The sequence below is a fragment of the Allobosea sp. Root381 genome (genome assembly GCF_001429395.1).
Taxonomy (GTDB): domain Bacteria; phylum Pseudomonadota; class Alphaproteobacteria; order Rhizobiales; family Beijerinckiaceae; genus Allobosea.
The window spans coordinates 195,263-221,789 of sequence record NZ_LMJT01000005.1 but is presented as its reverse complement, the minus strand read 5'-3'; the positions used below and the strand labels follow the sequence as shown (position 1 = coordinate 221,789).

The 26,527-nt window shown below is 67.7% G+C and carries 31 protein-coding genes; 15 read left to right on the top strand and 16 right to left on the bottom strand.

The annotated features are described in order from the left end of the window. Positions 1–104: 104 nt before the first annotated feature. The 14 genes from ccoS to napE all read right to left on the bottom strand — a co-directional run bounded on the left by ccoS (position 105) and on the right by napE (position 12,036). A complete protein-coding gene (gene ccoS / locus ASE63_RS07200) occupies positions 105–314 on the bottom strand; it encodes a cbb3-type cytochrome oxidase assembly protein CcoS (RefSeq protein ID WP_056798705.1) in 210 nt (69 codons plus the stop codon). Next, positions 311–2,572: a cation-translocating P-type ATPase gene (locus ASE63_RS07195; RefSeq protein ID WP_082609726.1), complete on the bottom strand. Its 2,262-nt coding sequence runs from the start codon at positions 2,570–2,572 to the stop codon at positions 311–313. Before ASE63_RS07195 ends, ccoS begins: the two co-directional genes overlap by 4 nt. Then, on the bottom strand, positions 2,569–3,354 hold the full coding sequence (locus tag ASE63_RS07190) for a DUF2189 domain-containing protein (RefSeq protein WP_056798702.1): 786 nt from the start codon (positions 3,352–3,354) through the stop codon (positions 2,569–2,571). The genes ASE63_RS07195 and ASE63_RS07190 overlap by 4 nt, the downstream gene beginning before the upstream one ends. A gap of 14 nt (positions 3,355–3,368) precedes the next feature. Then, the gene (locus tag ASE63_RS07185) at positions 3,369–3,572 is read right to left on the bottom strand and encodes a hypothetical protein (protein WP_056798699.1); all 204 of its coding nucleotides are present in this window, start codon (positions 3,570–3,572) and stop codon (positions 3,369–3,371) included. Next, entirely contained in the window at positions 3,569–4,447 is an 879-nt protein-coding gene (gene ccoP, locus ASE63_RS07180; RefSeq protein ID WP_056798696.1) for a cytochrome-c oxidase, cbb3-type subunit III, read from the bottom strand. Before ccoP ends, ASE63_RS07185 begins: the two co-directional genes overlap by 4 nt. Positions 4,448–4,451: 4 nt before the next feature. Continuing rightward, positions 4,452–4,622, bottom strand: a complete 171-nt coding sequence (locus ASE63_RS07175) for a CcoQ/FixQ family Cbb3-type cytochrome c oxidase assembly chaperone (protein ID WP_056798693.1) — start codon at positions 4,620–4,622, stop codon at positions 4,452–4,454. Positions 4,623–4,626: 4 nt separating this feature from the next. Next, the gene (gene ccoO / locus ASE63_RS07170) at positions 4,627–5,361 is read right to left on the bottom strand and encodes a cytochrome-c oxidase, cbb3-type subunit II (RefSeq protein ID WP_056798691.1); all 735 of its coding nucleotides are present in this window, start codon (positions 5,359–5,361) and stop codon (positions 4,627–4,629) included. Between the two features lie 5 nt (positions 5,362–5,366). Beyond that, positions 5,367–7,028: a cytochrome-c oxidase, cbb3-type subunit I gene (ccoN, locus tag ASE63_RS07165; RefSeq protein ID WP_056798687.1), complete on the bottom strand. Its 1,662-nt coding sequence runs from the start codon at positions 7,026–7,028 to the stop codon at positions 5,367–5,369. A gap of 326 nt (positions 7,029–7,354) precedes the next feature. Next, a complete protein-coding gene (locus ASE63_RS07160; protein WP_056798684.1) occupies positions 7,355–8,068 on the bottom strand; it encodes a cytochrome c3 family protein in 714 nt (237 codons plus the stop codon). 12 nt (positions 8,069–8,080) lie between these two features. Then, positions 8,081–8,551: a nitrate reductase cytochrome c-type subunit gene (locus ASE63_RS07155; protein ID WP_056798681.1), complete on the bottom strand. Its 471-nt coding sequence runs from the start codon at positions 8,549–8,551 to the stop codon at positions 8,081–8,083. Between the two features lie 5 nt (positions 8,552–8,556). Continuing rightward, entirely contained in the window at positions 8,557–11,052 is a 2,496-nt protein-coding gene (gene napA / locus ASE63_RS07150; protein ID WP_056798679.1) for a periplasmic nitrate reductase subunit alpha, read from the bottom strand. Next, entirely contained in the window at positions 11,049–11,327 is a 279-nt protein-coding gene (locus ASE63_RS07145; protein WP_056798675.1) for a chaperone NapD, read from the bottom strand. Before ASE63_RS07145 ends, napA begins: the two co-directional genes overlap by 4 nt. Next, the gene (gene napF, locus ASE63_RS07140) at positions 11,320–11,829 is read right to left on the bottom strand and encodes a ferredoxin-type protein NapF (protein WP_056798672.1); all 510 of its coding nucleotides are present in this window, start codon (positions 11,827–11,829) and stop codon (positions 11,320–11,322) included. The genes ASE63_RS07145 and napF overlap by 8 nt, the downstream gene beginning before the upstream one ends. A 12-nt stretch (positions 11,830–11,841) precedes the next feature. Beyond that, positions 11,842–12,036 (bottom strand): periplasmic nitrate reductase, NapE protein, encoded by a 195-nt coding sequence (gene napE, locus ASE63_RS07135; protein WP_056798949.1) that lies wholly within the window; start codon positions 12,034–12,036, stop codon positions 11,842–11,844. A gap of 313 nt (positions 12,037–12,349) precedes the next feature. On the opposite strand from napE, the gene ASE63_RS07130 reads away from it, so the two are divergent. From ASE63_RS07130 to ASE63_RS07065, 15 genes are all read left to right on the top strand, one after another. Next, the gene (locus ASE63_RS07130) at positions 12,350–13,057 is read left to right on the top strand and encodes a Crp/Fnr family transcriptional regulator (protein WP_056798669.1); all 708 of its coding nucleotides are present in this window, start codon (positions 12,350–12,352) and stop codon (positions 13,055–13,057) included. Between the two features lie 185 nt (positions 13,058–13,242). Then, positions 13,243–13,695 carry a cytochrome c gene (locus tag ASE63_RS07125; RefSeq protein ID WP_056798664.1) on the top strand — a complete coding sequence of 151 codons (453 nt, stop codon included), beginning with the start codon at positions 13,243–13,245 and terminating at the stop codon, positions 13,693–13,695. A 22-nt stretch (positions 13,696–13,717) separates the two neighbouring features. Then, complete coding sequence (locus tag ASE63_RS07120) at positions 13,718–15,082, top strand: cbb3-type cytochrome c oxidase subunit I (RefSeq protein ID WP_056798662.1); 1,365 nt, start codon at positions 13,718–13,720, stop codon at positions 15,080–15,082. A 107-nt stretch (positions 15,083–15,189) separates the two neighbouring features. Next, positions 15,190–15,987, top strand: a complete 798-nt coding sequence (locus ASE63_RS07115) for a CbbQ/NirQ/NorQ/GpvN family protein (RefSeq protein ID WP_156410236.1) — start codon at positions 15,190–15,192, stop codon at positions 15,985–15,987. Between the two features lie 12 nt (positions 15,988–15,999). Next, on the top strand, positions 16,000–17,892 hold the full coding sequence (locus ASE63_RS07110) for a VWA domain-containing protein (RefSeq protein ID WP_056798657.1): 1,893 nt from the start codon (positions 16,000–16,002) through the stop codon (positions 17,890–17,892). 70 nt (positions 17,893–17,962) lie between these two features. Beyond that, on the top strand, positions 17,963–18,118 hold the full coding sequence (locus ASE63_RS27875) for a hypothetical protein (RefSeq protein ID WP_200962535.1): 156 nt from the start codon (positions 17,963–17,965) through the stop codon (positions 18,116–18,118). A gap of 105 nt (positions 18,119–18,223) precedes the next feature. Beyond that, positions 18,224–18,523: a DUF2249 domain-containing protein gene (locus tag ASE63_RS07105; RefSeq protein ID WP_056798651.1), complete on the top strand. Its 300-nt coding sequence runs from the start codon at positions 18,224–18,226 to the stop codon at positions 18,521–18,523. 31 nt (positions 18,524–18,554) lie between these two features. Then, complete coding sequence (locus ASE63_RS07100; RefSeq protein ID WP_156410229.1) at positions 18,555–19,952, top strand: hypothetical protein; 1,398 nt, start codon at positions 18,555–18,557, stop codon at positions 19,950–19,952. Continuing rightward, complete coding sequence (locus tag ASE63_RS07095) at positions 19,915–20,457, top strand: DUF2249 domain-containing protein (protein WP_056798646.1); 543 nt, start codon at positions 19,915–19,917, stop codon at positions 20,455–20,457. Before ASE63_RS07100 ends, ASE63_RS07095 begins: the two co-directional genes overlap by 38 nt. A 2-nt stretch (positions 20,458–20,459) precedes the next feature. Continuing rightward, positions 20,460–20,744 carry an iron-sulfur cluster assembly protein gene (locus ASE63_RS07090; RefSeq protein ID WP_056798642.1) on the top strand — a complete coding sequence of 95 codons (285 nt, stop codon included), beginning with the start codon at positions 20,460–20,462 and terminating at the stop codon, positions 20,742–20,744. A gap of 107 nt (positions 20,745–20,851) precedes the next feature. Beyond that, the gene (gene nirK / locus ASE63_RS07085; protein WP_056798640.1) at positions 20,852–21,979 is read left to right on the top strand and encodes a copper-containing nitrite reductase; all 1,128 of its coding nucleotides are present in this window, start codon (positions 20,852–20,854) and stop codon (positions 21,977–21,979) included. A gap of 64 nt (positions 21,980–22,043) precedes the next feature. Then, on the top strand, positions 22,044–22,931 hold the full coding sequence (locus ASE63_RS07080; protein ID WP_056798637.1) for an SUMF1/EgtB/PvdO family nonheme iron enzyme: 888 nt from the start codon (positions 22,044–22,046) through the stop codon (positions 22,929–22,931). Then, positions 22,928–23,479, top strand: coding sequence for a cytochrome c oxidase subunit 3 family protein (locus ASE63_RS07075; RefSeq protein WP_244491317.1), 552 nt, complete (start codon positions 22,928–22,930; stop codon positions 23,477–23,479). The genes ASE63_RS07080 and ASE63_RS07075 overlap by 4 nt, the downstream gene beginning before the upstream one ends. A gap of 1 nt (position 23,480) precedes the next feature. After that, entirely contained in the window at positions 23,481–23,747 is a 267-nt protein-coding gene (locus tag ASE63_RS07070; RefSeq protein ID WP_056798630.1) for a cytochrome C oxidase subunit IV family protein, read from the top strand. Positions 23,748–23,851: 104 nt separating this feature from the next. Then, the gene (locus tag ASE63_RS07065; RefSeq protein WP_056798946.1) at positions 23,852–24,544 is read left to right on the top strand and encodes a Crp/Fnr family transcriptional regulator; all 693 of its coding nucleotides are present in this window, start codon (positions 23,852–23,854) and stop codon (positions 24,542–24,544) included. Between the two features lie 8 nt (positions 24,545–24,552). On the opposite strand, the gene ASE63_RS07060 is transcribed toward ASE63_RS07065, so the two are convergent. Beyond that, on the bottom strand, positions 24,553–25,200 hold the full coding sequence (locus tag ASE63_RS07060) for a hypothetical protein (protein WP_244491316.1): 648 nt from the start codon (positions 25,198–25,200) through the stop codon (positions 24,553–24,555). 69 nt (positions 25,201–25,269) lie between these two features. Next, a complete protein-coding gene (locus ASE63_RS07055) occupies positions 25,270–26,475 on the bottom strand; it encodes an NnrS family protein (RefSeq protein ID WP_056798627.1) in 1,206 nt (401 codons plus the stop codon). Between the last annotated feature and the right edge of the window lie 52 nt (positions 26,476–26,527).

Here is a 26,527-nt window from a genome sequence, read left to right as displayed (position 1 = left end):
CGGCGCTGCTTCGCAGCTTGTCCGGGCTGACGTCGTGCGTGAAAATCAGAATGCCCTGAGCCAAGCGCGGTATCCCCGGCGCTCGAGACAGGGCTCGATTGCAGTCATGATCGATCGGGATCGCGATCCCGGGCACCAGGCGCGTTCCTTGTCTTGTCTTCCTCAGGCGCGTCGCCTTCCTCGTCCAGGAGGATGCGCTCGGCGGCGCCGTCGAGATCCTCGTACTGCCCGCTGCGCAGCGACCAGAGGAATGCCGCCAGCGCGGTTCCGCCGAGCACCAGCGCCAGCGGAACCAGGAAGACCAGGCTGCTCATTCGCCCGATTTCCAGGCGGGCATCAGGCTGGTCGTGGCCCCGGTGCCGGAAGCAGCCGGGCCGGGAAGGTTCGGTCGGGCGTCGAGGCGCAGCGCGTTGGCGACGACGAGGATCGATGACAACGACATCGCCAATGCGGCGATCAGCGGGGTGACGTATCCGGCGATCGCGACCGGCAGGGCGATGGCGTTGTAGCCGATCGCCAGCGCAAAATTCTGCCGCACCAGGCGGCCGGCGTTGCGCGCGACCGCGAAGGCCCGCGGCACCGCGTCGAGCCCGTCATGCAGGAAGACGAAATCCGCGGCGTTGCGGCCGATATCGGCGGCCGAGGCCGGGGCCATCGAGACATGCGCGGCGGCGAGCGCCGGCGCGTCGTTGAGTCCGTCGCCGACCATCAAGACCTTGCGGCCGGCCGCGGCCAGGGTGCCGAGCCGCTCGACCTTCTGGGCCGGAAGCAAGGCCGCGGCGACGTCTGTGATGCCGAGCGCGGTCGCCATGCGGTTCACGGCAGCGGGCGTGTCGCCGGAGAGGAGTTCGATTTCGAGCCCTTCCGCTCGCAGGGTCTCGACCGCCGCCCTGGCCTGCGGGCGTAGCGTCTCGTCGAAGGCGAAGCGGGCGAGGAGTGCGCCGTCGCGCGAGAGCACGGTGCCGGCCTCTTGCCTGGCTCGGTCTCCCGCAAGCGCCCATTCGGCCCGGCCGAGCCGGTAGAGCCGGCCGTCCAGCCGTGCCTCGAGGCCATAGCCCGGATGTTCGCGGATCTCGGTCAGCGCGATGTCGCCAGTCGGCGCGGCCGCGGCGATGGCGCGCGAGAGCGGATGGGCGGAGCGGCTCGCGAGTGTGGCGGCGAGTGCGAGATCGACTGGGGCGATTTCGGCGGCGTTGGCGAGGCGCGGCTGGCCGAGCGTCAGGGTGCCGGTCTTGTCGAAGGCGACGGTATCGACCAGCGCCATCCGCTCGATCGCCGAGCCGTCCTTGACCATGATGCCGTTCTCGAACAGCCGCCGCGACGCCACGACCTGGACGATCGGGACTGCGAGGCCGAGCGCGCAGGGGCAGGTGATGATCAGCACGGCGATGGCGATGGTGATCGCGCGGTGCCAGTCGCCGGTGGCAACGAGCCAGCCGAGGAAGGTCAGGAAGGCCGTGGCATGGACGACGGGCGAATAGAGCGCCGCCGCCCGGTCGGCGAGCCGGCGATAGCGGGCGCGCCCGCCCTCGGCCGCCTCCATCAACCGTACCATCTCGGCCAGGAAGGAATCGCGGGCCCTTGCCGAGGCCGTGACGATCAGTGGCCCCGAGAGGTTGAGCGCCCCCGCCCGCACGTCCAAGCCGGGCGCTGCCGGTTGCGGGGCGCTCTCGCCAGTGATGATGGCGCAGTCGATCTCGGAAACGCCTGCCTCGATCACGCCATCGACGGGGATGCGGTCGCCGGCGGCGAGGGAGAGCCGCATGCCGGGCTCGATGTCCGCCAAGGGCAGGTAGTCGCGGCTGCCATCCGGGCGCAGCACGGTCGCGCCGCGCGCGGCGAGGCGCATCAGGCCGCGGACCGCGACGCGCGCCTTCTCCCGCATGAGATGGTCGAGGGTGCGGCCGATCAGCAGGAAGAAGATCAGCGAGGTCGCCGCGTCGAAATAGGCATGCGGGCCGTCATGGAAGGTATCGTAAAGGCTAAGGCCGAAGGCCAGGCAGATGCCGATCGAGATCGGCACGTCCATATTGGTCCGGCCCTGCCTCAGAGCCGCCCAGGCGGAGGCGAAGAAGACCCGGCCCGAATAGATGAGGCAGGGCAGCGCCAGCGCCGCGGAGATCCAGTGGAAGGCGCTGCGGGTTTCCGGTTCGGCGCCCGACCAGACCGAAACCGAGAGCAGCATGATGTTCATCGCGGCGAAGCCGGAAACCGCCAGCGCCCGCACGAGCCGGGAGAGCTCGGGATCGGCTCGGTCGGCCTCGTTCTCATAGAGATGGCCGGGATAGCCGAGCGCGGCCAGTGCGGCCAGAAGGTCCGGCGGTTCCTCACCGCGCCACTTCACCGCGACGCGCCGCGTCGAGAGATTGACCCGCGCATGCTCGACGCCGGCGACCCGCATCAGCCCGGACTCGAGCGCGCGGATGCAGGCGGCACAATGGACGCCCGGCACCGAGAAATCGCTCTGCCTGAGGCCGCCGTCCAACTCACGGCTGGCGAGCCTGATCTCCTGCCGCGCCGCCGTGCCGTCGAACGCTTCGTAGGAGGCGAGCGGTGGCGGGCAGCAGCTCATCTGATCGCCCGGTAACTGTGCCAGGTGGCGTGGCCCAGCAGCGGGAAGGCGACGATCAACCCGAGAAGCCCGGTCGCCACGCTGAGTGCGAAGAGCCCGAGGACGATGGCGCCCCAGGCCAGCATCACCGGCATGTTGTTCCAGACCATCGAGATGCTGGTTCCCATCGCCGTGAAGGCATCGACGCGTTCGTCGAGCAGCATCGGGATGGCGAAGGTGCTGATGGCGAAGGAGAACGCCGCGAACAGCCCGCCGACGGCCGTGCCGACCAGCAGCATCGCCCAGCCCTCAGATGTCGAAATCAGCATGGTCAGGACGTCCCCGAAGCCGGGGAAGGGTCGCAACCCGAAGAACAGGGCGTAGATGATGACGGCGGCCCGCATCCAGACCAGCATCAGCAGGCACAGGATGGCGCCAGTGTACCAGACCTGTCCGCCGGAGGCCGCCCTGACGAAGATCATGCGCCGGAGGCTGACCGGCTCTCCCGTCCCGATGTCGCGGCTCTTCTGGTAGAGGCCGATCGCCAGCACCGGACCGACCACCATGAAACCCGCCAGAGCGGGGAACAGGATGTAGTCCAGGCTGAGGCGGAACAGCCCCCAGACGATCGAAATCGAGATCAGGAAGACGGCGAAGCCGTAGACCAGGCTCGGCAAGGGATTGTGAAACAGGTCGCGCATGCCGGCGCCGAGCCAGTCGAACGCAGCGCTCGCAGGCAGGTTGCGGCGACGCTGTGCCGCGAGAGGCAGGGGAATGTCGCGGCCGTTCTCGATCGTACCCATCGGCTCTCTCCCCTTCAGCAGACCGGGCGGGCGGCGCGGTACTGGCCCGCCTCGCCCGTCGCCTTGGCATGCGGCACGCAGGCAGGCTGCGAGCCGACCGCGACATAGACCAGATGCGCATTGGCGAGGATGAGCAGCGCTGCCACCGTCGCCGCGAGCGCGAGCCAGAGGAGCCGGCGGCCGGTGCGGCTCGGAGCGGCTCCTGTCCGCGCCGTCATCGACCGGCTCCCGGCAGCGTGCCGACATAGAGCGCCAGCAGCTTGATCTCGGTCGGTGAGAGCCGGCCTTCCCAGCTCGGCATATGGCCTACGCGTCCGTTCTGGACGCTGTTGAAGATCGCATTCAGGTCGCCGCCATAGATCCAGTGGGCGTCGGTGAGATCAGGCGCGCCGAGATCGTGCAGGCCCTTGCCGTCGGGCCCGTGGCAAGCGACGCAGTTGGCGTCGAAGACCTCCTTGCCGGCGGGCAGGCGGGCCTGGTCAGGCGTCGACAGCGTCTGCCCCGACAGCGAGCGGACATAGGCGACGACGGCGAGCACCTCCTCGCGCTGTAGCAGGCCGTCGCGGCCGAAGGCCATCATCTGCGAGACCCGGGTCTCCTTGGCCGTGTCGTTGATGCCGACGCGGATGGTCTCCGCGATGGCTTCGGGGCTGCCGCCCCAGAGCCATGAGTCGGCAGCGAGATTGGGGAAGCCCGGCCCGCCCTTGCCCTCGGTGCCGTGGCAGACGGCGCAGTTGTCGGAGAAGAGCGTGCGCCCGGTATCGCGGACATGGCGCATCAGGGCCGGGTCGGCGGCGATCTCGGCGAAGGAGGCATCAGCGATGCGGCTGGTCCAGCTCGCACGCTCGGCCGCCGCGTCCCGCACCTGCCGGGCCACCACCTCACGCTGGTCGATGCCGAGCAGGCCCTTGGTGTAGGTCCAGCCGAGCGGCCACGCCGGCATCAACAGCCAGTACCCGATGGCGAACAGGGTCGTCGTGACCAGGAAGAACAGGACCACGCGCGGGATCGGCGTATCGAGTTCCTCGATGCCGTTCCACTCGTGGCCTGTCGTCATCCGCCCGGTGACGGGATCGCGTGTCGCATGATCCATCGCTTCAGTCCCCCGGCCTGTCGTCCTTGTCGAGAATGCTGTTCTTGGCGCGGTCGAAGCGTGCTCGGTTCGAAGGCCACAGCGCATAGACCAGTACGCCGATGGCGAGGGCGATCAGGTAGAACAGGCCCCAGCTCTTGGCGAAGCCGACCAACGTTTGATGGTCGAGGTCCATGGCGTCAGTCCCCGCTGGCTGCAGTCTGGCGATGCGCCGCATCGGTCAGTCGGCCGAGCACCTGGAGATAGGCCACCATCGCATCCATCTCGGTCAGGCGGTTCGGTTCACCGTCGAAGGCACGCAAATTGGTCGCCGCCCCGTAGCGCTCGCTCACGCCGCCGGCATAGGGGCTGTCGGGGCTGGCCTGGCCATAGGCGTCGGCGCTCGCATTGGCGATCATCGCGTCGGTATAGGGCACGCCGACGGCGCGCTGCGCGGCGAGGTGCTTGCCGAGGTCGCTGGTCCTGAGCTCGGTGCGCATCAGCCACCCATATTTCGGCATCACCGATTGCGGCACGACATCGCGCGGGTTGATCAGATGCGCGACATGCCAGGCATCCGAATACTTGCCGCCGAGCCGGGCGATGTCGGGCCCGGTCCGCTTCGAGCCCCACAGCATCGGATGGTCGTACTTCGATTCGACGGCGAGCGAATACGGGCCGTAGCGCTCGACTTCGTCGCGCAGCGTGCGGATCATCTGGCTGTGGCAGGCGTAGCAGCCCTCGCGGATGTAGATGTTCCGGCCGGCCAGCTCGAGCGGTGTGTAGACGCGCATGTCCGGCGCCTTCTCGACCGTCTCGTCGATGGTGAAGAGCGGTGCGATCTCGACGAAGCCGCCGATGGCCGAAACGCCGATGATGGCGAGCACGAAGCCGATGGCGCTGCGCTCGAGCTTGCGATGGAAGAATTCGCGCATCGGGCTCACTCCCCGGGCTGCAGCGCCGCGCCGGCGCCATGAGGAACGGGGCGGTCGCCTTCTCCGGCGCCCGCGGCCAGCCGCGCATGCGCGCTCCGGATCGTCATCCAGACGTTGTAGCAGGCGACGAGCGCGCCGAGCAGGAACAACAGGCCGCCGACGGTGCGCGCGATGTAGTAGGGGTGCATTGCGACAAGACTGTCGAGGAAGGAATAGGCGAGGGTGCCGCTGTCGTTATAGGTCCGCCACATCAGGCCCTGGATGATGCCCGAGTTCCACATCGCGAAGACGTAGATGATGGTCCCGGCGAGCGCGAGCCAGAAATGGACCTCGATCAGCCTGGGCGAATACATGCGCTCCACGTTCCACATCCACGGCACCAGCGCATAGAGCGAGCCGAAGGTGATCATCGCCACCCAGCCGAGCGCGCCGGCATGGACATGGCCCACCGTCCAGTCGGTGTAGTGCGAGAGCGAGTTCACGGCCCGGATCGCCATGAACGAGCCCTCGAAGGTCGAGATGCCGTAGAAGACCGCGGCGACCATCATGAAGCGCAGCGTCGCGTCGTCGCGCACCTTGTCCCAGGCGCCGTTGAGGGTCGCCAGCGCGTTGCCGGCCGAGGCCCAGGACGGGACGAGCAGCACGACCGAGAAGGTCATGCCCAGCGTCTGCACCCATTGCGGCAGCGCGGTGTAATGCAGGTGGTGCGAGCCCGCCCACATATACATGAAGGTGATGCCCCAGAAGCTGATGATCGACAGCCTGTAGGAGAAGATCGGCCGCCCCGCCCGCTTGGGCAGGTAGTAGTACATCATCCCGAGGAAGCCGGCGGTGAGGAAGAAGGCGACGGCGTTGTGGCCGTACCACCACTGCGTCATCGCATCCTGCACGCCGGAGAACAGCGAATAGCTCTTGGCTTGGCCGAAGGAGATCGGCACGGCGAGGTTGTTGACGATATGCAGCACCGCCACGACCAGGATGAAGGCCATGTAGTACCAGTTGGCGACGTAGATATGCGGTTCCTTGCGCCGCTGCAGCGTGCGCAGATAGATCAGGAAGTAGACGACCCAGACGACGACCAGCCAGATGTCGGCGTACCATTCGGGCTCGGCATATTCCTTCGACTGGGTCACGCCCATCAGGTAGCCGCTGGCCGCGACCGCGCAGAACAGGTTGTAGCCCAGCAGGACGAACCAGGGGCTGAGCTGATCCGGCAGGCGTGCCCGCGTGGTGCGCTGCAGCACATGGAAGGAGGTTGCGATCAGCGCATTGCCGCCGAAGCCGAAGATGACGCCCGAGGTGTGCACGGGCCTGAGGCGGCCGAAGCTGGCCCAGGGCGCGTCGAAAGTCAGGTCCGGCCAGGCCAGCAGCGCGGCAACCCAGACGCCGAAGAACATGCCGACCACGGCCCAGCCCAGGGAGAGGATGATGCCGACCCTGATCGGGTCGTCATAATAGCGCGTTAGCCGCTCTTCAGACGGCTCCGGCGCGAAATAGCGCGACATGACGAGCGCGCTGCAGCCGAGCCCGAAGATCAGGACGATGACGCCATGTGCGCCCAGCAGGTCGTCGCTTCCGGCGATGGCCATGGCCAGCCCGCACATCGCGACGAGCGCGGATATGGCGATGGCGCTCTGTCGTTCCGCGAGTGTGAGTGCAGCAACCACGGTTCACTCCCTCAGCCGCAGGCTCGGCGTCGAGCGCCTGACAGGCGCCTCTGCCGGAACCGCAGGTGATCTCGACGACAGCTTCTCGCCGGAAGCGCGCCAGCCTGTTCCGGCCGTCAGGCGTCGTACGCCACCAAGCCAGCATTCATGGCGTATCGCACAGAAGTGACATTTCAAATACCCATTTTGCCGCCGGGATGGTCGGACAAAATGTCCCAGAGCATCCGATATGCTCAGGTTGAAACCCCGAGCGGGTCATCCCGGAACGCGCGGCGATGGAGGGCAGCCGCGCGGCCCGTCGGTATCGCTGGCTCCGTAGGCAGCGATCAGCGCGTCTCGATCTCCGCCAGATAGGTACGCACGGCCTGCTCCGGGGCGTGCAGGTACGCACTGCCCTTGCCCTGCAGCTCCGGCGCATCTTTCCAGCCGGGCTCGATGCCCCTCATGTCCGGCAGGAGATGAGCGATGCCCTTGTGGCAGTCGATGCAGGTCTTCTCGCCGGTGGTCAGGAAGCGGCTGTGGATTTCGGCCGCCCGGCGCGTCTGCTTGGTGAAGTCCATAGCCACCGAAGAATGGCAGTTCCGGCATTCGAGCGAGTCGTTGGCCTTGAGGCGCGCCCATTCGTGCTTGGCGAGCTCGAGGCGCATGTCGAGGAACTTTTCGCGCGTCGAGATCGTGCCGAAGATCTTGCCCCAGACCTCCTTGGATGCCTGCATCTTGCGGGCGATCTTGTCAGTCCAGTTATGCGGAACGTGGCAATCCGGGCAGGTGGCGCGCACGCCGGAGCGGTTCTGGAAATGCACCGTCTGGGTCAGCTCCTGATAGACGTTGTCGCGCATCTCGTGACAGGAGGTGCAGAACTTCTCGGTGTTGGTGACCTCGAGCGCGGTGTTGAAGCCGCCCCAGAAGATAACGCCGCAGACGAAGCCGCCGACCGTCAGGAAGCCGAGCGGCAGATAGGCGCTGGGCCGGCTGATGATGCGCCAGAACGCCACGAGGCTGTTCCAGCACCAGCGGATGAAGGATTTGAGCCTAGCCATGATCCTGTCCCGTTACGGCTTCCGCCCGATGTCCTTGGCGTCCCGGAACTCGTTCCGGACCAGCGGCTGGACGTCGGTCTGCTGGACATGGCAAGCCGTGCAGAAATAGCGGCGCGGCGTCACATCCGAGAGCACCTGCCCGTCGCGGTCCTGGAAATGGGTGACGCTGATCATCGGCGCGCCCGAGCCCTCGGTGAACTCGCGCTTGTGGCAGTCCATGCACCGATTGGTGTTCAGGGTGAGCTGATAGCCGTCGATCGAGTGCGGGATGACCGGCGGCTGCTCCGGATAGTTCCGCATGCGCTTGACGTCGTCGACGACGGGGCGTCCGAGCGGGGGGATCGGTTCCAGCGCCATGGGCTGGGCGTTGCCCGTCACCCGCGGCACGATCTTCACGGGCGCCCCTTCTTGCGAGAAGGCCACCCCGAAGGCCAGGACGAGGCTGGCCGCGGCAGCGGCAGCGAGGACGGTCCAGGAGCGCATTAGGCTCAGACCGCCAGGATCTTGACCGCGCATTTCTTGAAATCCGTTTGCTTGGAGATGGGATCGGTGGCGTCGAGCGTCGTCTTGTTGATGAGCTGGCTCGCGTCGAACCAGGGCACGAAGACGACGCCCTCCGGCATGCGATTGCGCCCGCGCGTCTCGACGCGGGTACGCATCTCGCCCCGGCGCGAGATCACACGGATCTCGGCACCCTGGTTGAGCCCGCGCTTGCGGGCGTCGTCGGGATGCATGAAGCAGCGTGCGCCGGGGAAGGCCTTGTACAGCTCGGGCACGCGCATGGTCATGGAACCGGAATGCCAGTGTTCCAGCACGCGGCCGGTGACCAGCCAGAGGTCGAAATCGGCATCGGGGCTTTCCGCCGGCGGCTCGTAGGGAACCGCGATGATGCGGGCCTTGCCGTCCTTGTTGCCGTAGAACTCGACGCCCTTGCCCGGCTTGACGTAAGGGTCGAGGCCCTCGCGGTAGCGCCAGAGCGTCTCCTTGCCGCCGACCACCGGCCAGCGCAGGCCGCGCACCTCATGGTAGAGGTCGTAGGGGCCGAGATCGTGGCCGTGGCCACGGCCGAAGGCGGCATACTCCTCGAACAGCCCCTTATGCACGTAGAAGCCGAAATGCTTCGCTTCCAGGTTCTCGTAGCCGGGGTCGATCTCGGCGAGCGCGAAGCGGTCGACCTGCCCGTTCTTGAAGAGCACGTCGAACAGCGTCTTGCCGCGGTAGTTCGGGCTGGCGTCGAGGATTTCCTTCGGCCAGACCTCGTCGGTCGTGAAGCGCTTCGAGAACTCCATCAGCTGCCAGAGATCGGAGCGCGCCTGACCCGGCGCGTCGACCAGCTGGTGCCAGACATGGGTGCGCCGCTCGGCATTGCCGTAGGCGCCTTCCTTCTCGACCCACATCGCGGCGGGCAGGATCAGGTCGGCCGCCATCGCCGTCACCGTCGGATAGGCATCCGAGACGACGATGAAATTCTCGGGGTTGCGATAGCCCGGATAGGTCTCGTTGCTGCTGTTGGGCGCGGCCTGGAGGTTGTTGTTGACCTGGATCCAGTAGAAATTCAGCTTGCCGTCCTTGAGCATCCGGTCCTGCTCGACGGCGTGGTAGCCCGGCTTGTCCGGAATGATCCCGTGCGGGATCCGCCAGATCTCCTCGGCATGCTTGCGGTGCTCGGGGTTCACCACCGTCATGTCGGCGGGCAGGCGATGGGCGAAGGTGCCGACCTCGCGCGCAGTGCCACAGGCGGAGGGCTGGCCGGTGAGCGAGAACGGGCTGTTGCCGGGCTCCGAGATCTTACCCGTCAGCAGGTGCAGGTTGTAGACCATCTGGTTGGCCCAGACGCCGCGCACATGCTGGTTGAAACCCATCGTCCAGAGCGACATGACCTTGCGCTTGGGATCGGCGTAGAGTTCGGCGAGCTGCTGCAGGAAGCCCGGTTCGACGCCGCTCAGGGCCGAGACCTTCTCCAGCGTGTACTCCTTGACCGAGGCTGCGAAGGCCTCGAAGTCGATCGGCGTCGTCGCCGTCACGTCGGCGGCCTTGCGCGCCTTGACCTCGCGCGGATCGTCGGGGCGCAGGCCGTAGCCGATGTCGGTCGCGCCCTTGACGAAGGTCGTGTGCTTCTCGACGAAGTCCTTGTTCATCTTCCCGGTCGAGATGATGTGGTTGGCGATGTAGTTCAGGATCGCCAGGTCCGTGCCCGGCTTGAACACGATCGGGATGTCGGCGAGGTCCGAGCTGCGATGGGTGAAGGTCGAGAGCACCGCGACCTTGACGTGGGGATGGCCGAGCCTCCGATCCGTCAGCCGCGTCCACAGGATCGGGTGCATCTCCGCCATGTTCGAGCCCCAGAGCACGAAGGCGTCGGCATGTTCGAAGTCGTCATAGCAGCCCATCGGCTCGTCCATGCCGAAGGTGCGCATGAAGGCGTAGGCGGCCGAGGCCATGCAGTGGCGGGCGTTGGGGTCGAGGTTGTTGGAGCGGAATCCGGCCCGCATCAGCTTGGTCGCGGCATAGCCCTCGAAGATCGTCCACTGGCCCGAGCCGAACATGCCGAGCGCGGTCGGTCCCTTGGCCTTCAGCGTCTCCTTGGCCTTGGCGGCCATGGTGTCGAAGGCCTCCTCCCAGGAAACCGGGGTGAACTCACCGTCCTTGGCGTAGACGCCGTTCCTCTTGCGCAGCAGCGGTTGGGTCAGCCGGTCGCTGCCGTACATGATCTTGGAGAGGAAATAGCCCTTGATGCAGTTGAGGCCGCGGTTGACCTCGGCCTTCATGTCGCCATGCGTGGCGATGACGCGGCCTTCCTTGACGCCGACCATGACGCCGCAGCCGGTGCCGCAGAACCGGCAGGGCGCCTTGGACCACTTGATCTGCAGGCTGTCGATGCCACCCGAAACCGGCTGGGCGCCGGCCGGGACGCTCATATTGGCGGCGAGCGCGGCAACGCCGGCTGCCTGCGCCTTCAGCATGTCGCGACGGGACACGGTCATGGGTCTACTCCAAGGTCGTCGAGGTCTTCGATCTGCTCGAACACCATGTTGGCCGAAAGCACGCCTTCGATCAGGCCGATGGCGGCGAGCCGGTTGCCGATCACGCCGGTGCTTGCACCCTCGAGCACGATGACGATCTTGCCGTTCTCGACCCGGTGAATCTCGGTGTCGGGCATGCGGCCGATTTCGGCGAGGACCGCGTCGAGATGGACCGGAAGGGCCGAGACGACGGCGCTCGAGATGTGATGGAAGCGCGGGCTGGAGGGCTCAGACATGGGCGGCCTCCATGCTCCGAACAGTCGCGCTCATGGCGCTTGCCGGGCACGCGGCAATGCAGGCGCCGCAGCCGCTGCAGCGATCAGCGGCGATCTCCGGGAGGGCAGGGCCGCCGAGCCGGGGGCGGAAGCGGATGGCGCTTTCCGGACAGGCGTCGCCGCAGCTCTGGCAGACGATGCCACGCTGGGCGAAGCACTGCGTGCCGATCGCCACGCCATGGGGGAAGGCGGCGATGGCAAGGTCGAACACCGGCTCGGGACAGGCTTGCGCGCAGGCGCCGCAGAAGCTGCACTCGGCCGTCTCGAATGCCAAGGCGGGGCGGCTATCGCGGTCTAGCGTGATGATGTGCTGCGGGCAGGCGGGCACGCAGGCGCCGCAACCCGTGCAGGCAGCAGCGATCGAGGCCTCCCGCGACCACGGCGGGCGAATGCTGTCGGGAAGCGATTTGCGCCGTCCGGTGAGGAAGCCGCGGCGCCCGAGATCGATCGTGGATCCGTCCATGGCGAACCCCTCTCACTGCGGAGGGCCGGGCGGGCCGAAAACGATCTGATACATCCAGACAAGAAAGCCGTAACCACCGACGAAGCCGACCGTGACGACGGGCCAGATCAGGACGGCCAAGGTCAGGAAAGCCAAGAGTTCGGCACGCCGGGTCGGCTTGTCGGGCGCAGCCTCCGGGCCGCTCACCTTCGCGGTCTCGGTCGTCATCTCCTGCCCTTTCGGCACCGGCGTTCACAACTCCTGCCGGGAGTCTGTTTAGAGATCGATTAAAGAGAATATCGATCTTGGCGGTGTTGTCCATCGCGTCTGCGACACTGCAGGCTCATCGCGCTGTCGTCTTTGACATAACGCAAAGAGGATAGCGCGAATGCCGCCTATCTACGCTGGCATGGCGCCGTTCTTGCGTGCGCGTGATCTTGCCGAGGCTCGATCTCGCCGACGCTCGGGAAAGGCGCCCGTTTCCCAAGCGCACGCCGACAGCGGACCGCACACGGTGTCTGGCAAGCCGATCCGAGCGGCCATGACCATCGATCCCGACATCCTGCGCCGGCTACCCGCCTTCGCGTCCCTGTCCGTCCGTGACCGGCGCAGCGTCGCGGCGGCTGCGTCCTTGCGGACCCTGCTGGCCGACGAGCGCGCCTTCACCCAGGGCGAGCCGGTAAACGAGATATTCCTCGTCCTGTCGGGGCGCATCAAGCTGGTGCGGAGCGGCTGGGGGCGCGAGGCAGTGGTGCTGCGGATCGTCCATCCTGGCGAACTTTTCGACCTCGGCCGCGGCATGCGCGGGCACCGGCATGGCACGACGGCAAGCGCGTTGCAGGATGTGACGCTCGCGGTCTGGCCGGCGCCGCGCTGGCAACGGCTCGTCCAGGACATGCCGGCCGTGGCGCTCTGCCTGGTCCAGATCCTCGAGCACGGGCTGACCGATGCCCAGGACCGTTTCGTCGAAATCGCTTCCCTGGATGTGTCCAGGCGCATCGGCCACAGCGTCCTGCGATTGATCGACCAGGCAGGGCGGGAAGAAGCCGGCGGTGTCCGGATCGATTTCCCGATCACGCGGCAGGATCTTGCCGGGTTGACGGGCACGACCCTGCATAACGTCTCGCGCATCCTGACGCGCTGGGAGCGCCAGGGCGTGATCGCCAGCGGACGGCGGACGCTGATGGTGCGGGACATTCCCGCACTGATGCGCCTGGCGAACGGCACAGAAGCCGGCCCTGCAGCCTGAGAGCCGCGGCGCCGTGCATGCACCGCCGGCCTCCGGCAGGGCCTTCGTGCTGTTTGCCGAAGCGCAAAGAAGCCCCCGACGCGGCTCGCTATCACCACTGCGCCCCCTTGCCGTCGGCATGCGGGGTGCTTGAGCCGGCTCTGCCGGTGCCGCCCCGCAAATGCTGGCAAGGGAAGGGTGAACGCATGGCCGAACGTCTGACAAAGGCGGGAGCCCGAAATGTCTTTTACGGCGGATCGATCTTCTTCTTCGCCATCTTCGTCGGGCTCACCGCCCATAGTCACTGGTTCATCCGGACCCAATCCACCGACGAGAGCACGCTCACCCCGGCGGTCGCCCGCGGCAAGCATGTGTGGGAGCGCAACTCCTGCATCAACTGCCACACGCTGCTCGGCGAGGGCGCCTATTTCGCGCCCGAGGTCGGCAATGTCTGGAAGCGCTATGGCGGCGACAAGGACCCGGCCGGGGCACGCGAGAGCCTGAAGGCCTGGATGGCGGCACAGCCGACCGGAATCGAAGGCCGGCGCCAGATGCCCCAGTTCAACCTGACCGATCAGGAACACAACGACCTTGCCGACTTCCTCGAATGGGCAAGCCGGATCAACACCCAGAAATGGCCACCCAACGATGCCGGCTGAGACGTCGCGACAGGAGAGAGCCATGCCAGGCTACAACACGACGAGATACGAGACCCAGAATGTCGCGCTGCTCTATTTCTACGGGGCACTCGCCCTGTTCGTCGCGCAGGTCGCCTTCGGGGTCGTCGCGGGGCTGATCTATGTCCTGCCCAACACGCTTTCCGAGCTGCTGCCCTTCAACATCGTGCGCATGATCCACACCAACGCGCTGGTGGTGTGGCTGCTGCTCGGCTTCATGGGCGCGACCTACTACCTCCTGCCGGAAGAGGCGCAGACCGAGATCTACAGCCGCAAGCTCGCGGTCATCCAGTTCTGGCTGTTCTTCACCGCGGCGGCGATCGCGGTGGTCGGCTACCTCTTCCGCATCCATGAGGGGCGCGAATTCCTCGAGCAGCCCTTCGCGATCAAGGTCGGCATCGTCGTCGTCGTGCTGATGTTCCTGTTCAACATCACCATGACCTCGCTGAAGGGCCGCAAGACCACCGTCACCAACATTCTGCTCTTCGGCATGTGGGGGCTGGCGATTTTCTTCCTCTTCGCCTTCTACAACCCCATCAACCTGGCGCTGGACAAGATGTACTGGTGGTACGTCATCCATCTCTGGGTGGAAGGCGTCTGGGAGCTGATCATGGCCTCGATCCTGGCCTTCCTGATGATCAAGCTCAACGGTGTCGATCGCGAGGTCGTCGAGAAGTGGCTCTACGTTATCGTCGGGCTGGCCCTGTTCTCCGGCATCCTCGGCACCGGCCATCATTATTACTGGATCGGTGCGCCCGGATACTGGCAGTGGATCGGCTCGCTGTTCTCGACGCTCGAGGTCGCGCCCTTCTTCACCATGGTGATCTTCACCTTCCAGATGACCTGGAAGGCGGGCCGCAACCATCCCAACAAGGCAGCGCTGCTGTGGTCGATCGGCTGCTCGGTGATGGCCTTCTTCGGCGCCGGCGTCTGGGGCTTCCTGCACACGCTGTCCTCGGTGAACTACTACACCCACGGAACGCAGGTCACCGCCGCACATGGCCACCTCGCCTTCTTCGGCGCCTATGTGATGCTGAACCTCGCCATCATGGCCTACGCCATCCCCGAGCTGAAGGGCCGCGCGCCGTACAACCAGTGGCTCTCGATCACGAGCTTCTGGATGATGTGCACCGCCATGTCGGTGATGACCTTCGCGCTGACCTTCGCCGGCGTCGTCCAGGTCCATCTCCAGCGCGTGCTCGGTCAGTCCTTCATGGACGTCCAGGACCAGGTCGCGCTGTTCTACTGGATCAGGCTCGGCTCCGGCGTGGTCGTCGTGATTTCGGCGCTGATGTTCGTCTGGGCAGTTCTGGTGCCCGGCCGTGAACGCCAGGCCGAACCGACCGCGCTGCCCCAGCCGGCGGAGTGACGCCCAGGATTGACGCCCCTTGCCCGCCGGCTCTGGCCGGCGGGCCGCCGCCCAATTCCGTCGCAAGGACGTTCCAAATGAACATGATCCCGCGCCTGCCCGTCGACATGCCCGCGGCAGCCGACACGGTCGACATCCCCGCCTACACCGCCTCCGGCAACGAGCGCTTCCTGTTCGAGAAGGCCTGGGAATGGCGCCTGCCGCTCCTCCTCAAGGGACCGACCGGCTCCGGCAAGACGCGCTTCATCGCCCATATGGCCGCGCGCCTCGGCCTGCCGCTCTTCACCGTCGTCTGCCATGACGACCTCTCGGCCGCCGACCTGACCGGGCGGCACCTGCTCAAGGGCGGCGAGACCGTCTGGGTCGACGGGCCGCTGACCCGGGCCGTGCGCGAGGGCGGGCTGTGCTATCTCGACGAGATCGTCGAGGCCCGCAAGGACGTCGCGGTGGTGCTGCATCCGCTCACCGACGACCGGCGCATCCTGCCGCTGGAGCGCACCGGCGAAGTGCTCGCCGCCCCGCCCGCCTTCATGATCGCGGTGTCCTACAACCCCGGCTACCAGAACCTGCTGAAGAGCCTGAAGCCCTCGACCCGCCAGCGCTTCGTCTCGATCAGCTTCGACTTCCTGCCCCGCGAGCAGGAGATCATGGTGGTGGCGCAGGAGAGCGGGCTGGATGAAGGCGCGGTCGCGCCGCTGGTCGACCTCGCCCGGCGCCTGCGCACGCTCAAGGGACAGGATATCGAAGAGGGCGTCTCGACCCGCCTGATCGTCTATGCCGCGAGCCTGATCGCCGCAGGCCTGCCGCGGGCGGAGGCCGTGATGGCCGCCATCATCGAGCCGCTGACCGACGAGCCGGAGATCAAGGCCGGGCTGGCCGAGGTCGCCCGCGCGATGCTCGCTTAGGAGGTCGACACGATGCTGGACTTCCTCGAGCTGGAAGAGACGGTCGGGCGGTTCTGGCACAAGCTGGTCGGCGAGACCGCGAGCCTGCCGCATCACCCGCAGGCGGCGGTGACGCTGGCGGCGATCGCGCCGACGCTCGCCGTCTGCTTCCGCGGCTTCGGCGGCGAGCCCGGCGTCAAGATCGTCCCGGCACGCGGGCGTGTCGCCAGCCATCGGCTCAATCTGCGCCAGCGCGTCGGGCTCGGCGAGGAAAGGCTTGCGCAGCCGCTGCGCACGCCGGACAGCCTGCAGTTGCCCACCGAGATCGCGCTCTTTCCCGAGACGGAACTCAATCGCGAGCTCTATGTCTGGCTCGCCGCCTGCATGGCGGCGATGCGGCCGCGGCCCGTGGTCGAGAGCGATCCGCTGCGGCGCGACCTCGCCCTGCTCGCGGCCGCGAGCCGGCTCGTCGGCAGCGTGCTCGCCGCCTTCCCCGGGCTGGCGCCGGTCTATCGCCGGCTGGCGGCGGCGACGCTCGTCGGCCGGCGTCGTGCCGGCTTGCCGGCGACCGAAGCGAAGGTCGAGGCGTTGGTGCGCGCGCTGCTCTGCGGCGAGCAGATCGACATCGCCGCCGGCGGCTGGCCTCGGAAGGCGCCTCCCGGCTACCTGCCGGCGCTCGGCGTGCCGCTCTGGCCCCTGTCGAGCGCGGCCGATCCGATCCGAACGCGCCGGCGCGACGAGGACCAGCCTCCTCCCGCCTCGGCCAAGGCCGAGGAGCAGATGAAAGCCTATGCCGCCGGCCGCGACGAGACGGCGGAGGAATGGCGCGAGCGCAGTCCGTTCATCCTCAACCGCTTCGAGAAGATCCTGGCAATGTCGGAGATGGTGGCGGTCGACCGGCCTTCCGACGACAGCGAGGAGCACGATCCGGAAGCCGCGGATGAGCTCGACGACATGGTACTGAGCGAGCGAAAGGGTCGGCCGGCCTCGCGCTTCCGCTTCGATCTCGACCTGCCGCCGGAAGCGATCGACGACGCCGCGCTCGCCGGTGCGCTGACCTATCCGGAATGGGATTTCCGCAGCGCGAGCTATCACGAGAACCACTGCCGGGTGCTGGCCGCCGCCGCCCGGCAGGAGCTCGTGCCACCGGTGCAGGATGCTGCGACGCGCGCGCTGGTGCGCCAGGTTCGCCGCCAGTTCGAGGCGTTGCGCCCCCTGCGCGAGCCGCAGCGCGGCCAGCTCGACGGCCCGGACCTCGATCTCGACGCCGTCGTGCGCCGCCAGGCGGATCTCGCCGCCGGCGGGCCGGGCAGCGAGCGCATCCACCGCGCGACGCGGCCGCAGGCGCACGACCTCGCCGTGACCACGCTGATGGACGTCTCGCTCTCGACCGATTCCTGGTTCGACGACCTGCGCGTGCTCGACGTCGAGAAGCAGGCGCTCACCGTCTTCGCCCATGGCCTTGCCGCCTGCGGCGACCGCCAGGAGATCCTGACCTTCACCTCGCGCCGGCGCGACTGGGTCCGGATCGAGACGTTGAAGCGGTTCGACGAGCCGATGGGGCCGGCGGTGGAGGCGCGCATCGCCGCGCTCAAACCCGGCTACTACACCCGCATCGGCGCCGCGATCCGTCACGCTGCGGCCGGGCTCAAGGCGCGGCCCGACCGGCGCAAGCTGCTGCTCGTCCTGACCGACGGCAAGCCCAACGACATCGACCACTATGAGGGCCGCTTCGCCATGGAGGACACGCGCATGGCGGTGATCGAGGCGCGGCGCGCCGGCATCTGCGTCTTCGCCGTCACGGTCGACCGGGAATCGCGGGCCTATATCCCGCATCTCTTCGGCCGCAACGGCCATGCCGTGGTGTCGAAGCTCGACCGCCTGCCGGCGGCCCTGCCGGCGATCTATCGCGCGCTCGCTGCGTGAGCACGACTCCGAAAAGCCAGAGCCGGCTTTCGGAACAGATGATGCGACATCAGCCTCTGAGGACGATTCCATGACCGATGCACAGATGGGCCTCGTCGTCGCCACGCCCGCGATCATCGTGATGGCGGTGATGCTCCACCGCATGGGTGTCTTGCAGAAGGGCGGCGTCGCCGCCGCCGTCTTGATGTCGCTCGCCATTGCCGTGCTGCTCTACGTCGAACAGTGAGGCGGCCGGTGCCGGCTTGTTTGAGCTTCGACAACCTGCCGCGTTGGCGGCCCGGCTAGGTTTTCGCGATGCCCCGCATCCGGGGCCGCCAACGGAGCCGGAACCATGACCAACCTGCCTCTCGAGCCGCTTGACGTGCGCATGATCCCGCCGCCCGTCCGCCATGCGACGATCTTCGGTATCCTGGAGCGCCTGGAGCCGGGAGAGGCCTTCAGCATCGTCAACGACCACGACCCCGCGCCCCTGCGCCGCCAGATCGAGGCGCGCTATCCGGGCGCCTATTCCTGGGCCTATATCGTGCCGGGCCCCGATCTCTGGCAGGTCGAGATCGGCCGCAACGAAGCGGAGCATGCCGCCGATTGCGGCGGCCATGACGAAGGCCATTCCTGCACCTGCGGCCACTGAAGCCTCCCTCCGCCTCCGGGAGACCGCAGCCATGCCGACGGCGTCGCTGTCCCGCTGGACGATGAGCTATTTCGCCGCCGCGCTGGCCTTCCTGCTCGCGGCGGAAGCTCTCGCCGTCGCCGGTATCGGCTATCCGGCCGCAGGCCTGGCCGAGCCGGCGACGCTCGTCGTCGTCCATCTCATGGCGATCGGCTGGCTCAGCCTCGCCATGGCGGGGGCGCTGCTGCAATTCGTCCCCGTCCTGGTCTCCCGGCCGCTGGCCTTTCCGGCGCTCGCCCTGCCGGCTCTGCTTTCGCTCGTCACGGGCCTGCTGCTGCTGTGCGGTGGTTTTGCGGTGCTCGCGGGCTGGATCAACGCCCCGCTCGATCTGCTGCCGCTGGCGGCGGCTGGGCTGCTCGTCGGCTTCGCGCTGATCGGCCTGATGCTGGGTGCGACGTTGTTCAATGTGCGCCCGGTCACGCTGTTCTCGCGCTTTATCCTGCTCGGCCTCGCCTGCCTCGCGGCCACGGTGCTGAGCGGCGCGGCCTTCGCAGCGCTCCTCGCCGGGCGCGGTGGTTGGTTAGGAGCGGTCGCGCTGCTGCCGGACGGATTGCCCTTTCATGCGTTGCTCGGCTTCGGCGGATGGCTCGGCCTGATTGCCTTCGGCGTCAGCTACAAGCTCTTCGTCATGTTCATGATGGCGCCTGAGCCGCCCGCGCGCCGGGTCTTGCCGGTGATGCTTTTGGCCGGCCTCGGGCTCGCTTTGGCGTCCGGCGGGCTCGTCGCTCCCTTTGCCGGCTTCGAGCCCGGCACGGCGCTGGTCGTCGCCGCGCTCGGCCTGCTCGTGCTGGCGAGCGGCTTCTACGGGCGGGACATGCTCGCGCTCTATCGGGGGCGCCGGCGCAAGGCACTCGAGATCAACATGCTCGGGAGCCTGCCGGCCTTCGCCGCGCTCGGCCTCGGCATCGTGCTGCTGCCCGCGGCGGTGGCTGGCGGCGCCACTGACGGATTGATCGCGGCGCTGGTCTTTCTCCTGGCCCTGGGATGGCTCGGCGGGTTGACGCTGGCGCAGCTGGTGAAGATCGTCTCCTTCATGACGTGGCTCGAAACCTATGCGCCGCGGCTCGGGCGCGGCCCGGCACCGCGTGTCGGGGACCTCGTGGCGATGCCGCGGACCGGCTGGTGGTTCCTGTCCTATTATGCCGGGGTGGCGGGAGGCGGCGCCGCGCTTGCCGCCGGTGGCGCCACCGGCTTCCGCTGGGCCATGCTGTTCTGCCTGGCGGGAACCGCCGGCATCGTCGCGGAGCTCGCCCGCGTGCGCCGTTTATCTGAAATCAAGGCGGCAGACAGGCCGGTGGCGCAGGAGCGCCCCCGGATGCTGCTGGCACGTATCGATCAAAGGAGCCCCTCCCATGTCGACAGCCGACGCATTGCCAGCCCGCGAGCTTGACGTCCGGCCGATGCTGCGGGCCGGCGAGGAGCCGTTCCAGGCAATCATGGACGCGGTCGGCGCGCTTTCGCCCGGCCAGTCGCTGCGGCTGATCGCGCCGTTTCGGCCGGTGCCGCTGTTCTCCGTGATGGCCAATCGCGGCTATGCCGCCAGCGACCGGGCCCTGGGGGATGGCGGCTGGGAGGTGGTGTTCTCGCCCGTGGCGACCGTGAACGACAGCGACGGCGTCGCGATCGGCAGCAGCTCCTCGGCGGCATTCTGGGGCGTTCCGGTGCTGGAGCTCGACCTCTGCGAGCTCGAGCCGCCGGAGCCGATGGTGCGGATACTGGAGGCGCTCGAAAGCCTGCAGCCGGGCGATGTCCTGTTCGCGCTCCTGGCACGCGAGCCGGTGTTCCTGTTCCCCGAGCTGGCGAAGCGCGAGCATGAATGGGCCGGCAATTTCGATGCCGCCGGCACGACCTATCGCCTGCTCGTCCGCCATGGCGGCGGCGGTGCGGGCCACTGACGATGGGTGGCAAGCTGGAGCGGCTGGTCGAGATCGCGCTCCGAGACGTTCTCGACCCCGAAATGGGACGCAGCGTCGTTGATCTCGGCCTGATCTACGACATCGCCGCCACGCCGGAGGGGCAGGTGGGCATCGTCATGACCACCACCATCCGCGGCTGCCCGCTCTCCGGCTTCCTGAAGGAGGCCGTCGCCGCCGTTGCTGCCGGGGTCGATGGCGTCGCCACAGTCGAGGTGACGCTGACCTACGAGCCGCTCTGGGAGCCGGCGATGATCGCCGCCGAATGAGCGGCAAGATCGTCAAAGATGTTGTGCTGCATCAAAGAAGAAAATCTCGCCTGCCCTAAAGTCTTCTCGACCGGTCGATCACCGGTCGTTGGACAAGGAAGCAAGCCATGGGCGAAGAGCTCAAACTGACCCGCCGCAGCATCCTGGCGGGAGCAGCGGCCACCGGGGCGATCGTCCATGCGGCCACCGCGCCGGCACAGGCACAGGCCGTGATGACCAAGGCCTCTGCAACGGACGTCGCCAAGCTGCCGCGCATCAAGCCGAAGCTGGTCGATCCCCCCTTCGTGCATGCGCATGAGCAGGTCGCGACCGGCGGGCCGAAGCTCGTCGAGTTCACGATGACGATCCACGAGAAGAAGATCATTCTCGACGACGCCGGCACCGAAACCTATGCCTTTACTTTCAACGGCACGGTTCCCGGCCCGATGATGGTCGTCCATGAGGGCGACTATGTCGAGCTGACGCTGATCAACGCCGATACCAACGAGCTGATGCACAATATCGACTTCCATTCGTCGACCGGTGCGCTCGGCGGCGGCGGGCTGACCGAGGTCAACCCGGGCGAGAAGGTCGTGCTGCGCTGGAAGGCGACGAGGCCGGGCGTGTTCGTCTATCATTGCGCCCCTCCTGGCATGGTGCCCTGGCACGTCACAGCGGGCATGAACGGCGCCATCACGGTGCTGCCGCGCGACGGGCTGAAGGACCATCAGGGCAAGCCGCTGAAATACGACAAGGCCTATTATGTCGGCGAGCAGGATTTCTACGTGCCGCGTGACGCGGATGGGAAGTTCAAGCGCTATGCCAGCGTCGGCGAGTCGCATGAAGACGTGGTCAAGGCGATGCGCACGCTGATCCCGAGCCATGTCGTCTTCAACGGCAAGGTCGGCGCCCTGACCGGCAAGAACGCACTCACCGCCAAGGTCGGCGAAACCGTGCTGATCCTGCATTCGCAGGCGAACCGCGACACCCGCCCGCACCTGATCGGCGGCCATGGCGACTATGTCTGGGCCACCGGCAAGTTCCGGAACCCGCCGGAGCGCGACCTCGAAACCTGGTTCATCCCCGGCGGCTGCGCGGGAGCGGCGCTCTACACCTTCCTGCAGCCGGGCATCTACGCCTACGTCAACCACAACCTGATCGAAGCCTTCGAACTCGGCGCCGCCGGGCACTTCAAGGTCGAGGGCGAGTGGAACGACGACCTGATGAAGCAGGTCGTGGCCCCGGCCGGGATCTAGCCTCTCTCCTGCCTCCCCGCCTTCGGGCGGGGAGGCCCCCTTCTTCGAGACGGAACGGCCCATCATGGCCACGACACTGCGTCCCTCCCTGCCGGCGCTGACGACCTCGCTCGGCCTCCTGTTCATGGCGGGCGCCGCGGCGCTCCTGCTGGCAGCGCCGATGCAGCGGCCGGCACCGGGCTTTCCGCTGCCCCAGACCGCGACGATTCCGCCCGCTACCCTGCTGCACCGCCTCGACGGCGAATACAGCCGGGCCGGCCGGCTGGTCGATGCGCCGCGCGTCACGGTCAGGATCGACGGGCCGCTCGAGATCATGCGCTATCAGGTCACCGCCGCTGATTACGCCCGCTGCGTCGCGGCAGGCGCCTGCAAGCGCCTCGACAGCCCAGCGGCGCGCGGCGACGTGCCGGTGATCGGCGTCAGCCATGCCGATGCCAGCGATTATGCGGCCTGGCTGTCGCGCGAGACCGGCGAGGTCTGGCGCCTGCCGAGCGACCAGGAATGGGCGCATGCGGCGGGATCACGCTTCGTCGACGATGCGAACGGCCTCGACCCCGAGGCCATCAACCCGGCCCAGCGCTGGCTCGCCGATTACGAGCGCGAGGCCAACCGCAAGGCCGCGAGGACACCGAAGCCGCGCCCGACCGGCAGCTTCGGCGCCAATGAGCACGGTGTCCACGACATCGCCGGCAATGTCTGGGAGTGGACACGGAGCTGCCTGCGTCGCATTTCGCTCGACGCCGCCGGCAACAAGATCGGCGAGACGACTAATTGCGGCATCTATGTCGTCGAGGGCCAGCATCGCGCGATGATGACCTCCTTCATCCGCAACCCGAAGAGCGGCGGCTGCTCGGCCGGCACGCCTCCGGACAATCTTGGATTCCGGCTCGTGAAAGAGCCGGGCTGGCGCGAGAAGCTGCTCGCGAACCTCAGGCAGCTGCTGCCGGCATGAGCGTGACTGTACCGAGCGCTCGTCTCGACGATTCGGGAGAGGCGGCCGAAGGCGGAATGGAGCTCCTGCTCTGGATCCTGGTCTGGAGCGAGCTCGTCGTCTTCGGCGCCTTGCTCGGCGCCTTCCTGATTCTGGGCCTGCTCGATCGGCAGGCGCTGGCAGCCCTGCATGCCCAGCTCGACCTGCCGCTTGCCGGCATCGCCACGGCCACGCTGCTGACCAGCGGCTTCTTCGCGGCGTGCGCGGCCTTCGGTCGCCATCCGCGGCGCTGTCTCGTTGCCGCGGCGCTCGGAGGGTTCGTCTTCTGCGGCTTGAAGCTTGCTGCCTTCAGCCACGAGATTCCGGCGCTTTCGACACAGCAGGGCCGGCTTCCGGAGCTCTACTTCCTGATCACCGGCTTCCACCTCGCCCATGTGCTGTTCGTGGCTGTGCTGCTGCTCCTCGTCGCCTGGCGGCCCGTTCCGCGCCAGGTCGCGGCGGTCGCCACGGTCTGGCATCTGGTCGATCTGGTCTGGCTGCTGATCCTTCCGGTCATCTATCTGGGCTGAGATGCAGCGTTCCTTCCATGACATCGCGTTTTCCGTGATCCTTGCCGCTCTTCTGCTCGCGACAGGGGCGAGCCTGCTCGCGGCCATGACCCTGCCGGCGGGACCGCGCGGCCTCGCCATCGCCGTCCTCAGCCTGGCGAAGGCGTCGCTGGTCGTCCTCGGCTTCATGCGCCTGCAGCGCGAGAGCCGTGCGCTTGCCGGCGCGCTGATCGGCTACGCCGCGCTGCTCTGTGCGCTGGCGGGGCTGCGGATCGCCCTTTCCGGGTGATCGTGACGCACTTGAACGGCGCAGGCGATTGCGGTCATATCCCGGGCTGGGCACCGGCTTCGGCGCGGGCCGTTCTCGAAGCCTCCCCGGGGAAGGCCATCACCTTGGCAATGGACCGCAGCGTGCTGCGCAGCATCCCGCTTTTCGCGGAGATGAGCGACGCACACCTCGACCGCATGACGGTGCAGGCCAGCGCACGCCGGGTGCCGCTGGGCGAATCGGTCTTCGAACAGGGCGATCCGGCCAAGGCGTTCTACCTGCTGCTGCATGGCCGGCTGAAGGTGACGCAGGTCACGCGCGACGGCCAGCAGATCATCGTGCGCGTCGTCCATCCCGGCGATCTCTTCGGCTTCACGCGTGCGCTCGGCCGCAGCGACTATCCGGGCACGGCGACGGCGGCGGTCGACAGCCTCGTCGCCGCCTGGCCGACCGAATCCTGGGACAGCTTCGTCGAGGGCAATCCGCATCTGGCGATGAATGCCATCCGCACGATCGGCCAGCGCCTCGACGAGGCGCATACCCGCATTCGCGAGATGTCGACGGAAGAGGTCGAGCGCCGCGTCGCGCATGCCGTGCTCCGGCTGGTCGAGCAGGCGGGCAAGCGCGACGGCGCCGGCATGCGGGTCGACTTTCCGATCTCGCGACGCGACATCGCGGAGATGACGGGCACGACGCTGCACACGGTCTCGCGCATCCTCAGCGCCTGGGAGACGCGAGGGCTGGTCGAGGGCGGGCGCCAGAAGCTCGTGGTGCGCGACAGCGCCGGCCTGATGCGGTTGGCCGAGAACGCCGAATAGCGAAGCGGTCAGGCCGCGGAGGCGGCCGCTGCGTCCGGAAGCCAGTCGTAGAGATGGACCAGCTTGGGGTCGTGGGCATGGTCGATCAGCATGCGCCGGACCCGGTCCTGCCAGAGCGCACCAAAGCTCTCGAGCCCTGCGGCGTCGGCAACGCCGCCCATGGCGGCGGGCATCACGCCCGCCATTTCGGCCGCATGCGGCACCGCGCCGGTGTCGATGTCGAGGAGGACGCCGGCACCCGTGTCGCGCCGCCGCAGCGCGATGACACCCTCGATATCGGCGCCGAACTGCAGCAGGCCCCGCCTCGCGAAGCGCTTGGCCGGGCCGACTCCGCCGAAGCCGGTTTCCGCCGCCGCGCCGGTGAGCAGGGTCGCGACGGACGCCATGACGCCGGTCGTGCCCTGCTCGGGCTCGCCGCGCATGAACACATCGATGCCGCCACGCTCGGGCAGCTCCTCGTCATAGAGATAGGACAGTCCCGCGATCAGCATGAGGTAGGCGCCGGCCACGGTGGGGCAGGAATGGCCGGCGAGGCGAACGACATCCTCATAACGGTAATCCAGGACGCCGTCATCGCTGGCGCCGAGGAAGGCTGCGAGCGGATCCCTGACCCTGAGCTGCGGGGCCAGTGCGAAGAAGGGCGGAAACGTCATCATGCCACCTCGGTTCAAGGTCCGGCGCAGCCTGCGCCGGCGGTCATGCGGAAAGCGGTTCGATCTGCGGTTTCAGGCCTGCTGCGCGACAGGCGCGACTTTCGTCGCGACGCGGGTGCCCGTTAGCACCGGCCAATAGGCCAGCGCGAAGCCCAGAAAGGCGAGCGACCAGCACAGCCCGGCGACATGCAGCAGCGCGACCGGGCCATGGCCGAGCGCCGAGCAGATCCGCGCGACGCTGCCGATGATGACAAGGGCGTAGGAGGATTGCGTCGCAGCGGTCGCGACCAGCGGCCGGCCGGTATGGCCGAGGCTGGCGCGCGACATCACCGCAAGCGTCATCGTGCCGAAGGCGCCGGCGGTCCAGGCATGGAGGCCCGCCCCTGTCGCGACGAGGCCGAAGCTGGCCGCTGCCGTCAGGGCGAAGCCCAGCGGCACGAAGAGATAGGCCAGATGCAGGACGACGAGCAGCGGATTGCGCCAGGTGCGCTCGCCCGCCCAGCGCCCCAGCCGGATGAGGTGAAGCCAGGCTCCAAGCGCCAGGACCGCGCCGGTTAGCGGATCGTCCGGCAAGGCGACCCAGAGGCCAAGCGCGATGGCGGTCACTGCCAGGGCGATCTTGTCATAGGTCCCGAAGGGCACGGGCAGGCGTCCCGCGCCCCGCTGCGCCAGCCAGTTGCGGGTGAAGCTCGGTACGATCCTGCCCGCGATCAGCGTGACCAGCATGAGCACGATCGCGATCGAAAGCCGGCGAGCGATGTCCGCGCTGCCCGTCAGGCCGGCCTCGAGATGAAAGGCAAGATTGGCGACGAGCAGCAGCGCGACCAGCAAGACGACCTTGAGGTTGCGCCAGTTTCGGCCGGCCAGAATCTCGCGCGCAGCCGCGGCTGCGAACAGCAGGAGGAAGAGCGCGTCGATCGCCATGGCGAGGCGCCAGCCGATCCAGGCCGAAGCCGTGACGGCGATGCGCCCGGCGAGCCAGGCGAGCACGAGCACCAGCAGCGGCGTGCCCTGCACGGGCAGCCTGCCGGTCCAGTTCGGGATGGCGGTCAGCAGGAAGCCGGCGACAGCGGCCGCCTGATAGCCGAAGAGCATTTCATGGATATGCCAGTCCACCGGCGCGAAGGCCGTTGGCACGGCAAGGTGGCCGGTAACGAAGGGCAGCCAGACCGCGATCGTCAGGCCGGCCTGCAACGCCGCGAACAGGAAGAACGGCCTGAAGCCGTAGGACAGGAGGGCTGGCCCCTCATAGGACCGCAGTCTCGGGATCGGCGCCATACTCAGGCCTCCTGACGCAACCGGGCGCGACCGGCGGCCGCGCCCCTGACTT